Origin of the sequence: Kribbella sp. NPDC051620, from assembly GCF_044453825.1 — a bacterium.
Classification (GTDB): domain Bacteria; phylum Actinomycetota; class Actinomycetes; order Propionibacteriales; family Kribbellaceae; genus Kribbella.
On sequence record NZ_JBITDB010000001.1, the window covers coordinates 869607 to 881310 of the forward strand.

An 11704-nucleotide genomic window follows, 5' to 3' on the forward strand; every position below is an offset into this window, starting at 1 on the left:
CCGGTGTTCAGCCGTATCGCCATCGTCAACCGGGGAGAAGCCGCCATGCGGCTGATCAACGCGGTCCGTGAGCTCAACGCCGAGACCGGAAGCCTGATCGAGACGGTGGCGTTGTACACCGACGCCGAGCGCACCGCGACCTTCGTGCGCGAGGCCGATCTCAGCTACCCGCTCGGTCCGGCGGCCGGCCGGCCGTACCTGGACCACGCCAAGCTGGAGCGCGCGCTGGTCGAGACCGGGGCGGACGCGGCCTGGGTCGGCTGGGGCTTCGTCGCCGAGGACCCGACGTTCGCGGAGCTGTGCGAGCGGATCGGCGTCACGTTCATCGGGCCGAGCGCCGAGGCGATGCGCAAGCTCGGTGACAAGATCGGCTCCAAGTTGATCGCCGAGGAGGTCGGCGTACCGGTGGCGCCGTGGAGCCGCGGCGCGGTCGAGACGCTCGACGCGGCGCTGGAGTCGGCCAACGCGATCGGCTATCCGGTGATGCTCAAGGCAACGGCCGGCGGTGGCGGCCGGGGCATCCGGATGATCCGCGACGACGAGGAGATGCGCGAGGCGTACCAGCGCACCAGCGACGAGGCCCTGCGCGCGTTCGGCAGCGGCATCGTGTTCCTGGAGAGTCTCGTGACGGGCGCGCGGCATGTCGAAGTACAGGTCATCGCCGATGGGCAGGGGACTGCCTGGGCGCTCGGTGTCCGGGACTGCTCGGTGCAGCGGCGCAACCAGAAGGTGATCGAGGAATCGTCCTCGCCGGTGATGACGCCGGAGCAGAATCTGGAGCTCAAGCAGTCGGCCGAGCGGCTGGCGCTTGCCGTCGGCTACAAAGGCGCGGGCACGGTCGAGTTCCTGTACCAGCCCGCCGACAAGCTTTTCGCCTTCCTGGAGGTCAACACCCGGCTCCAGGTCGAGCACCCGATCACCGAGCTGACCACCGAGGTCGACCTGGTCAAGGCGCAGCTGCATGTTGCGTCGGGCAACAAGTTGGAGGGCCCGCAGCCTGCTGAGCACGGGCACGCCGTCGAGGCACGGCTGAACGCGGAGGACCCAGATCGCGACTTCGCGCCGTCGCCCGGCCGGATCGCCCGGCTGCGGCTGCCCTCCGGCCCGGGGATCCGGGTCGACACCGGGGTCAGCGAGGGCGACGAGATCCCGGCCGACTTCGACTCGATGATCGCCAAGATCATCGCCTTCGGGCGGACTCGCGACGAGGCGCTCGGCCGGTTGCGGCGCGCGGTCGGCGACACCACGGTCGTGCTCGAGGGTGGCGCGACCAACAAGAGCTTCGTCCTCGACCTGCTCGACCAGTCCGAGGTGATCGACGGCAGCGCCGACACCGGGTGGATCGACCGGGTCCGCGGTGAGGGGCGACTGGTCTCGAGCCGGCACTCCGGGGTCGCGTTGATCGTGGCCGCGATCGAGGCGTACGAGGAGGCCGAGCGAGTCGAGCGGCAGCGGTTGCTGGAGACGGCGCGCGGCGGTCGGCCTCAGGTCCAGCACGAGGTGGGCCGGGCCATCGCGCTGAAGCTGCGCGGCGCGGCGTACCAGGTGTCTGTCGCTCGGATCGGGCCGCATCGGTATCGCGCGGGCATCGGCTCCAACGGCGATCTGCAGTACCTCGACGTCGAGATCGAGCGGCTGGACGCGTACGACGCGCGCATCACCGTGGCCGGCCGTCGGTTCCGGCTGATCACCGCGACGCACGGGCCCGTTCACCTGGTCGAGGTCGACGGGGTCACCCACCGGGTCAGCCGCGACGAAGGTGGCGTCATGCGCGCGCCCGCTCCCGCGCTCGTGGTGGCGACTCCGGTCGCGGCCGGCGCGGAGGTCGAGGCGGGCGCTCCGGTGCTGGTGCTGGAGAGCATGAAGATGGAGACGGTGCTCTACGCGCCGTTCAAGGCGATCGTCCGTGAGCTGCCGGTCTCGGCCGGCAGCCAGGTCGAGACCGGTACGCCGCTGGTCCGCCTGGAGCTCGTCGGTGACGCCGACGCGAAGGTCGAGGACGCGGCCGGCGCCGACCTCGAGTTGCCCGAACCGCAGACCCGGCCGACGGCGGCCGAGCGGGCCACCCGGCGGCTGGACGATCTGCGCAGCATGCTGCTCGGATTCGACATCGACCCGCGCGACGAGGGCCGGACTCTCGCGGAGTACCTCGAAGCACGCGCGGAGCTCGACGAGGCGCCGGTGGCCGACGAGATCGGCGTACTGCGTTTGTTCGCGGACTTCGCCGAGTTGAGCCGCAACCGGCCGGTCGGCGAGGACCTCAACACCGAGCTCCGGGTGCACAGCCCGAAGGAGCACTTCCACACCTACCTGCAGACGCTGGACACCGAGCGGGCCGGGCTGCCGGCCGAGTTCGTCGACCGGCTTGCCCGGGTGCTCTGCTGGTACGGCGTCAAGGATCTGGACCGCAGCGAGGAGCTGACCGACGCGGTCTTCCGGATCTTCCTGGCACAGCAGCGCACGTCTCCCGACGTACTGCTGGTGACCGCACTCCTGCAGCAATGGCTCGCAGGTCCGCTGCCCGAGTCGCCGCTGGACGTCGAGGCGAACGCGGTCCTCGATCACCTGGTGCTCGCGACCCAGCTGCGGTTCCCGGTGATCGGTGACCTGGCCCGCAGCGTGCGGTTCCGCTGGTTCGACCAGCCGCTGGTCGACCAGGCACGCGCGGAGGTGCTGTCGGTCGTCGGCGACGAGCTGGCCGCGCTGGCTCTGGACCCGGCAGCGTCCGACTACGCCGAGCGCATCGAGGCGCTGGCGACGATCCCCGAGCAGATCGTCATGTTCCTCGCCAAGCGGCTCACGAATGGTGCCAATGGCAACGAACCGATGCTGGAGGTGCTGGTCCGCCGGCACTATCTCGAGCACGAGCTGCACGATCTGCGCAACGCGAGCGTCAACGGCCGCGCCTTCACGACGGCCGACTACACGCTGGACGAGCGGCCGACGCACCTGGTCAGCACGGTCGGTACGGTCGCTGAGCTGGCCGACGTCGAGAGCAGCCTGGTCCACGACCTGACCGCCGAGATCGCCGTACGTCCCGCCGGGCACGAGGCTGTCGCCGACCTGTACATGTCCTGGCCCGACACCCCGGAGAACCAGCAGGAGGCGGCCGACCGGTTGCGCGACATCGTCGCCGCCCTGCCGTTCACCCAGCAGGTACGCCGGGTCGCGATCGCGGTCGCGCCGGGTGGCGGGCGTGAAGTCTGGTACTTCACCTATCGCCCGTCGTCAGAGGGGATCGTCGAGGACGACAACGTCCGCGGCGTGCACCCGATGGTCGGCCGCCGGCTCAACCTCTGGCGCCTGCGCGACTTCCGGATCACCCGGCTCGAAGCGCCCGAAGACGTCCTGCTCTACCACTGTGTTGCCCGGGACAACGAAGCCGACGAGCGGCTGGTCGCGCTGGCGCAGGTCCGCCAGTTCGCCGTGGTGCGCGACGAGAACGGCAAGGTCACCTCGCTTCCGCACGTCGAGCGGGCGATCGCGAACTGCCTCGAAGGCATCCGCCGGGCCCGTACCGCACGCGGCGCGGCCGGCGCCCGCCTCGAGATGAACCACGTCTGGGTGACGGTCTGGCCGGTCATCGACGGTCAGGTCGCCGAGCTCACCGCGTTGCAGCGCAACATCGCGCCGCTGACGTCGGGCGCGGGCATCGAAGAGGTCGTCGTCACCGGTCGCGTGATCGGTTCGAACGGGCAGCCTTTCCCGGTGGTCGGCCGGTTCTACTACCAGCCCGGCGCTGGTGTGGTGACCGCTGTCGAGCGGCCCGCGACGGAGCCGTTGAAGCCGTTGGACGGGTACGCGCAGAAGGTCCAGCGGGCGCGTCGCCGCAACACGGTATACCCGTACGAGGTGGCCGGCATGGTCGTCGGCGCGGGCGGCACCTTCGTGGAGCACGACCTCGACGACTCGGGTGCGCTGGTACCGGTTCAGCGGCCGCGCGGGCTCAACAAGGCGGGCCTGATTGTCGGTGTGGTCAGTACGCCGACCCGTCGGCACCCCGAAGGCGTCACCCGGGTCGTGTTGAGTGGCGACCCGACCAAGGCGCTCGGAGCCGTCGCTGAGGCGGAGTGCGCGCGGATCATCGGGGCGCTCGACCTGGCCGAGAAGCTCGGCGTACCGGTCGAGTGGTTCGCCGTGTCGGCGGGTGCCCGGATCTCGATGGACTCCGGGACCGAGAACATGGACTGGGTCGCGAAGGCGCTCAAGCGGATCGTCGAGTTCACCCAGGCCGGCGGCGAGATCAATGTGGTTGTCGCGGGCATCAATGTCGGCGCGCAGCCGTACTGGAACGCCGAAGCGACGATGCTGATGCACACCAAGGGCATCCTGGTGATGACGCCGGACAGCGCGATGGTGCTGACCGGCAAGCAGACGCTGGACTTCGCCGGTGGCGTGTCGGCCGAGGACAACTTCGGCATCGGCGGGTACGACCGGGTGATGGGGCCGAACGGGCAGGCGCAGTACTGGGCGCCCGATCTGGCGAGCGCGCGGGACATCTTGATGGCGCACTACGACCACACTTACGTCGTACCGGGGGAGAGCGGGCCGCGTCGCGCTGCCAGCTCCGACCCGCATGACCGTGACGTGACGGTGTTCCCGCACGATCCGGCTGACGGCGGGTTCAGCACGGTGGGGGAGATCTTCTCCGACGCGACCAACCCGGATCGGAAGAAGGCGTTCGACATCCGCACGTTGATGCGGGCGGTGTCGGACCAGGATCATCCGATGCTGGAGCGGTGGGCCGGGATGGCGGACGCCGAGACCGCGGTGGTGGTCGACACCAGGCTTGGTGGCGTTTCGGTGTGTCTGCTCGGGATCGAGTCGAAGCCGGTGCCGCGGCGGGGGTTCCCGCCCACCGATGGGCCGGACACGTACAACGGTGGGACGCTGTTCCCCCGGTCGTCGAAGAAGGCGGCCCGGGCGATCAACGTTGCCAGTGGCAACCGTCCGCTGGTGGTGCTGGCGAACCTGTCCGGGTTCGACGGGTCGCCTGAGTCGATGCGGAACCTGCAGCTCGAGTACGGCGCCGAGATCGGTCGCGCGATCGTGAACTTCCAGGGGCCGATCGTGTTCTGCGTGGTGTCGCGGTATCACGGTGGGGCGTTCGTGGTGTTCTCGAAGACGCTCAACCCGCGGATGACGGTGCTCGCGGTCGAGGGGTCGTTCGCCTCGGTGATCGGTGGGGCGCCGGCGGCCGCTGTCGTCTTCTCCGGCGAGGTGAACAACCGCACCTCGGCCGACCCACGGGTGACGTCGGTGTCAGCCCGACTCGCCGAGTCGGAAGGCGCCGAGCGCGCCGCCCTGACCAACGAGCTGGCGGACGTCCGCTCGACGGTACGCGCCGAGAAGCTCGGCGAGGTAGCCGCCGAGTTCGACCGAGTCCACAGCATCCACCGAGCCGTAGCAGTCGGCTCAGTAGACGCCGTCATCACCCCAGAGGAGCTACGCCCGCAACTCATCGCAGCGTTGGAAGCCGGCCTGGCCAACCAGGCCTGAGGCGGGCGGCGCGATCAAGCTGTTGGGCGGTGGGCGAGCGCGATAGTGAGTGCCATGACCATTTGCGGATCGTCGAGGCGGGCGCCGTAGAGGTCTCGGATTTGGCCCATGCGGTAGCGGACTGTTTGTGGGTGGATGTGGAGGGCTTCGGCGACCTCGTCGCGGCGGCCGAGGTGGAGCAGCCACTCGCGGAGGGTTTCGGTCAGTCGGTCGGCGGTGGCAGGGCGGAGGTCTGCGAAGGGTGCGAGGACCTGGCGACGGAGGTCTTCGAGCGCTGCCGGGTCGGAGGTTACGACGAAGGTGGTCAGGTGGCGCTCGGTGTCGACCGGCTCGTCGGGTGCTGAGGTGAGTTGGAGTTGCTGGGCTCGAAGGGCCCGCAGGTACGACGTACGAACCGTCATCCAAGGCTGGGGTGGGCCGACGTAGGCCTGATAGCCGCGCAGGTTCCGAAGCAGCGCAAGTCGGGTCGAGCCTTCGGAATCCGGGACCAGCAGAACTGCTGTTTCCGAGGTTTCTTCCTGGTCTTGAAGCTCGGGCAGGTCCGCCTCGGGGCGCAGGGTCCGGGGGTCGAGTGCACCGAGCATGCTGCGGACTTGGGCGCTGGGGAGGATGACGGCCGTCAGCGTGCGGGGTGGCTCCCAGTCGGCTCGGTCGGCGCGGGCGGTGAGTTGGTCGGGGGAGTCGCCGTGCAGGAGACCGAGGGCCAGTTCTTGGAGGTAGCGTTCTCGGACTCGGCCGGTGGTGGCCAACTCGTCGGTGTGGCCGGAGACGCTGGCGGCGGAGAGTTCGTCGATGTAGGCGAAGACCAGTTCGGCGAACTTGGCGAGCGTGTCGGCGGGGAGACCTGCCTCGACGGCTGTGCGGGAGAGTTCGCGCCAGGAGACTCGGGCACCTACGCGGTACGCGGCCAGCAGGGCGTCCATGGTGCGGCCGCTGCGGGCCTCGCCTCGGCCTAGTATGTAGGCGCCTTCGAGGGCGGGAGCGAGCGGCGTACCGGGGTCGCCGCTGCTGGCCAGGCGCAGGAACCCGCCGAGGGCGAGCTGGACGGCGCCCTCGATCTTGGCGCCCATCGGGCCGGCCAGCGCGTTCGTGTAGGCGGGGACCTCGACGATGATCGCGGTCACGGTCAGCCCGGCGATGTCGGGCAGGCGGGAGCGGAGGAGCTCGACCGCGGCCTCGCCCAGCTCGAGCTCGGCGGCGCCGCGGGCCGTCCGGCTGGCGTGCTCCGGCTGCTTGCCCAGGTCGGCGGCGACCATTCTTTGTTCCCTCCGAACAAGATCGCGGAACAGATTCACCGCTGCTGGTCATGAAACTACACCTCGCGTCGAGGATGCTGGAGTGCATGACCACGTTTGCGTCCGACGCCGAGGCCCCGGCCACCCTCCGGGGACGGCTGCGTGACCGGCTCTGGCGGGTCGCCGCGGCTGCAACCCACCCGCTCGACCCGTCCGAGTACCTCGACATGTTCCGCCCGCTGCGGGCCGGCGCCGACCTGCGCGCCCGCGTCGTCGACGTCCGTCCCGAGACCGCCGACGCGGTCACCGTCGTACTGCGCCCCGGCGCCGCCTGGCGCGGTCACCAGCCGGGACAGTACGTCCGCATCGGCCTCGAGGTCGACGGCATCCGGCTGTGGCGCTCCTACTCGCTGACCTCCGCGCCGGAGAGCGACCTCCTCACCATCACGGCGAAGGCGGTCCCGGACGGGCTCGTCAGCGCCCACCTCGCGCAGGAGTTGCGCCCCGGCCAGTTGGTGCACCTTGACCAGGCGGTCGGTGACTTCGTACTTCCCGAGCGCGCCCCTCGCAAGGTCCTCTTCGTCACCGGTGGTAGCGGCATCACCCCCGTCATGGGCATGCTTCGTTCGGGCCTCGACCGGCTCGACGACGTCGTCCTCGTGCACTCCGAGTCCTGTCCCGAGGACGTGATCTTCGGTGATGAGCTCCGGGCCTGGGCCGACGCCGGCCACCTGCGGTTGGTCGAGCAGCACACCGACACCCACGGCCGGCTCGACGTTGCGGCGCTCGCGGACGTAGTACCTGATCTGGCGGAGCGGGAGACCTGGGCTTGCGGGCCTGCCGGTCTGCTCGACGCGCTCGAGGAGCAGTGGGCGTCGCTGGAACTGGGCGGCCTGCACACCGAGCGGTTCCGTACTGCGCTCGCCGAGCCCGGCGAGGGTGGGACCGTCCACTTCACCGGGACGGGCACCACGATCGAGCTCGACGGCACCACCCCGATCCTCGACGCGGGCGAGCAGAACGGCGTACTGATGCCGTCCGGCTGCCGGATGGGGATCTGTTTCTCCTGCGTCCTGCCACTGCGCTCCGGCTCGGTGCGCGACCTTCGAACCGGCGACGTGACGACTGCCGCACCCGGCGACGGGGTACTCGTCCAGACCTGCATCTCGGCCGCGGCCGGCGCGTGCGACATCGACTGTTGAGGAAGAGATACATATGACTGTTCTGCAGAAGAAGGCCGACAACCCGATCGCTCACCTCACCGCCGAGGACATCGAGGAGATCGGCCGCCGGCTCGACGAGATCCGGGCCGAGGTGATCGCGGAGCGTGGCGCGTCGGACGCGGCGTACATCCGCAAGGTGATCAGCGTGCAGCGCAAGCTGGAGCTGGGCAGCCGCGCCGTCCTGCTCGCCTCGCTGTTCCCGCCGGCCTGGCTGATCGGTACGGCGGGCCTGTCGGTGGCCAAGATCCTGGAGAACATGGAGATCGGCCACAACATCATGCACGGCCAGTGGGACTGGATGCGCGACCCGAAGATCCACTCGACCAAGTGGGAGTGGGACCACGCGTCCCCGTCGGAGCAGTGGAAGCACTCGCACAACGAGCTGCACCACACCTACACCAACGTGGTCGGCAAGGACAACGACCTCGGTTACGGCATCATGCGGGTCGACGAGGACCAGAAGTGGCACCCGGCGTACCTCGCGCAGCCGCTGTGGAACTTCGTCAACGCGATGTTCTTCGAGTACGGCATCGCGGCGTACGACCTGGAGCTCGGCAAGAACCTGGCGACCAAGAAGCGCCGGCAGAGCCCGGACTTCAAGGCCCGTACCAAGCAGGTCTTCAAGAAGATCCGTGGCCAGATGACGAAGGACTACGTCGTCCACCCGCTGCTGTCGGGGCCGTCGGCGCTGCACACGCTGGCCGCCAACTTCACCGCCAACATCGTCCGCAACATCTGGGCGCACTCGGTGATCATGTGCGGGCACTTCCCCGAAGGCGTACAGACGTTCGAGAAGAAGTCGATCGAGGGCGAGACGCGCGGCGAGTGGTACCTGCGTCAGATGCTCGGCTCGGCCAACATCTCCGGCGGGCGGGCGATGCACATCATGACCGGCAACCTCTCGTACCAGATCGAGCACCACCTGTTCCCGGATCTGCCGAGCAACCGGTACCAGGAGATCGCGCCGAAGGTGCAGCAACTGTTCCGGGACTACGGTCTCGCGTACACGACCGGCCCGCTGCCGAAGCAGGTCGCGTCGGCGTGGGCGAAGGTGTTCCGGCTGTCGCTGCCGAACGACTTCGTGGCCAAGCTCGGCGCCGCCACCCGCCGCGGCCTGGGCCAAGAGCCCACCGGCCAGCTGACCGCCTGAGCCGAGTCGGCTGTCGCCCGAGGATGGGCTTGTGCGGACTTGTAGCCACGCCTGTGGCTGCTTGGTGACCCGGCGTCGACTATCCTCGGATGCATGCGTTCAGCCAGGGGAGGCGTACGCGGTGGTACTCAGGCCTTGATCAAGCTGGTCGGCGTGAGTGTTCTCGCGGGTGCGCTGTCGGCTGGGCTGGTGATCCCGTTCGCGGGGTTCGCGGGCAGCAGTACCGCGACGGTGGCCGGCTCGGTGAAGGACCTGCCGGTGGAGCTGACGACCGCTCCACTGGCCACCCGGAGCCGCATCCTGGCCGCCGACGGCAGCCTGGTCGCGACCCTGTATGAGCAGAACCGTGTGCCGGTCACGCTCGACAAGGTCAGCCCGATCATGCGGAAGGCGATCGTCGCGATCGAGGACGACCGGTTCTACGAGCACGGCGCGCTGGACGCCAAGGGCACCCTGCGGGCGCTGGTCCGCAACCAGTCCGAGGGCAGCGTCCAGCAGGGTGGGTCGAGCATCACCCAGCAGTTCGTGAAGCTGACCCTGGTCGAGAAGGCGAAGACCCAGGCGCAGCGTGAGCAGGCCACCGCGGTCACCTACGAGCGCAAGCTGGCCGAGTTGCGCTACGCGATCGCGGTCGAGGAGGAGTACTCCAAGGACCAGATCCTGGAGAAGTACCTGAACCTGGTGAACTTCGGCGACGGCACCTACGGCATCCAGGCGGCCGCGCAGCACTACTTCCACGTGGCGGCCAAGGACCTCAACCTCCCGCAGGCCGCGATGCTCGCCGGGCTGGTGAAGAACCCCACGGGGTACGACCCGACCAACAACCTGAAGCGGTCGCGCGAGCGGCGTGACGTCGTACTGCGCCGGATGGCCGAGCTGAACGTGATCACCGCCCAGCAGGCGGCCGCGGCGATCAAGTCGCCGATCGACCTGAGCAGGATGCACAAGGTCAAGAACGGCTGCGCCAACTCGCCGTACCCGTTCTACTGCGAGTACGCCGTCTCGAAGCTGCTCGACAACCCGGCGCTCGGCAAGACCCGCGCGGACCGGGACCACCTCCTCAAGACCGGCGGGCTGACGATCCGGACCTCGCTCGACCCGCGCATCCAGGCCGCCGCCCAGGCCTCCATCAACCAGCACACCAAGAGGTCCGACTCGGCGATCGCGGCGATCACCATCGTCCAGCCCGGCACCGGGCTGGTGAAGGCGATGGTGCAGAGCCGGCCGTACGGGGCCGGGCGGAACCAGACGGCCTACAACTACAACGTCGAGAAGTCGTACGCCGGTGGCTACGGCGGGTTCCAGAACGGCTCGACGATGAAGGCGTTCACGATCGCGGCGGCGCTGTCCAAGGGCCTGCCGATGAGCTACAAGATCAACTCGCCGAAGCAGATCGACCTCAGCGGCAAGAAGTTCACCACCTGCAAGGGCACCACCGAGGATCCGGACTACACGCCGCAGAACTCCACCAAGAGCGGCTATCTGAGCATGATCGAGGCGGCCCGGGCCTCCACCAACACCTACTTCCTGCAGCTGTCCCAGCGCACCGGACTGTGCGCGCCGGCCACCATCGCGGCCAAGCTCGGGATGTACAACGCGCAGACCCTCGGCCCGCTGGACCAGGTGGTCTCGTTCACCCTCGGCGTCGGCTACACGACGCCGCTGATGCTCTCGAGCGCCTACGCGACCTTCGCCGCCCGTGGCCGGTTCTGCGCCCCGTTGATCGTCACCTCGGTGGTGAACAAGGCGGGCCGGCCGATCCAGACACCGGGTATCACCTGCCGGCAGGCTCTGGCGCCGGCCGTGGCCGACGGCGTCAACCGGGTGCTGAGCGCGGTGATGGAGCCGGGCGGCACCGGCGGCAAGCTGAACTTCGGCAAGTGGGACCTGGCCGGCAAGACCGGAACGATCCAGGAGAACAAGGCGGTGTGGTTCGCCGGCTACGCGCCGAACCTGGCCGGCGCCGCGGTGGTTGCCGACGCGACGCTCCCGTACACGAACCTGATGTACGGTCACACCCTCGACGGCGTGGACATCTCCGACCCGACCGGTTCCGGTACGGCCGGACCGCTCTGGAAGACCGCGATGCAGAACGCGCTGCAGGGTATGCCGCTGCGCCGCTTCACCGCCCCGATCGACCGTCTGGTCAACGGCACCGCCGCGCAGCAGAAGGCCCAGGCGGAGCTCGACAAGAAGTACGCGGCAGAGCAGAAGAAGAAGGAAGAGAAGAACAAGCCCAAGCCGCCGAAGCCACCGGTGACGCCGACGAAGCCACCGGTGAAACCGCCGGTGATGCCACCGCCACCCGCGAAACCGGCGGTGCACCGATGACGGCCGACCTGGTCGCCCTGGCGAAGGCCGATCTGGCCGTCCACCTCGGCATCGACGAGTCCGAGGTGACCGTGGTCAGCTCCACGGAGGTGACCTGGCCCGACGGCAGCCTTGGTTGCCCCAAGCCCGGAAGGTTCTACACGCAGGCAGTGGTCAAGGGCGTCCGGACAGTACTCGAGGCCGACGGCACCCGGTACAACTACCACTCGGGCGGCGGACAACCGCCGTTCCTCTGCACGTCCTGACGAGGGACCTGTTCGGATACC

6 protein-coding genes are annotated in these 11704 nt (G+C 69.1%); 5 read left to right on the plus strand and 1 reads right to left on the minus strand.

Going from position 1 to position 11704, the window contains the following annotated elements:
* Positions 1 to 3: 3 nt before the first annotated feature.
* The gene (locus tag ACIA12_RS03795; protein ID WP_396365267.1) at positions 4 to 5499 is read left to right on the plus strand and encodes a carboxyl transferase domain-containing protein; all 5496 of its coding nucleotides are present in this window, start codon (positions 4 to 6) and stop codon (positions 5497 to 5499) included.
* 14 nt (positions 5500 to 5513) lie between these two features.
* Here the strand turns inward: ACIA12_RS03795 and ACIA12_RS03800 are convergent, their stop codons facing one another.
* On the minus strand, positions 5514 to 6755 hold the full coding sequence (locus tag ACIA12_RS03800; RefSeq protein ID WP_396365268.1) for a PucR family transcriptional regulator: 1242 nt from the start codon (positions 6753 to 6755) through the stop codon (positions 5514 to 5516).
* A gap of 86 nt (positions 6756 to 6841) precedes the next feature.
* Between ACIA12_RS03800 and ACIA12_RS03805 the strand changes: the two genes are divergently transcribed.
* The 4 genes from ACIA12_RS03805 to ACIA12_RS03820 all read left to right on the plus strand — a co-directional run bounded on the left by ACIA12_RS03805 (position 6842) and on the right by ACIA12_RS03820 (position 11683).
* On the plus strand, positions 6842 to 7936 hold the full coding sequence (locus ACIA12_RS03805) for a ferredoxin reductase (RefSeq protein ID WP_396365269.1): 1095 nt from the start codon (positions 6842 to 6844) through the stop codon (positions 7934 to 7936).
* A 13-nt stretch (positions 7937 to 7949) separates the two neighbouring features.
* Positions 7950 to 9107 (plus strand): fatty acid desaturase family protein, encoded by a 1158-nt coding sequence (locus ACIA12_RS03810; RefSeq protein WP_396365270.1) that lies wholly within the window; start codon positions 7950 to 7952, stop codon positions 9105 to 9107.
* A gap of 93 nt (positions 9108 to 9200) precedes the next feature.
* Positions 9201 to 11438 (plus strand): transglycosylase domain-containing protein, encoded by a 2238-nt coding sequence (locus ACIA12_RS03815; protein WP_396365271.1) that lies wholly within the window; start codon positions 9201 to 9203, stop codon positions 11436 to 11438.
* Positions 11435 to 11683: a hypothetical protein gene (locus ACIA12_RS03820; protein ID WP_396365272.1), complete on the plus strand. Its 249-nt coding sequence runs from the start codon at positions 11435 to 11437 to the stop codon at positions 11681 to 11683. Before ACIA12_RS03815 ends, ACIA12_RS03820 begins: the two co-directional genes overlap by 4 nt.
* Positions 11684 to 11704: the final 21 nt, after the last annotated feature.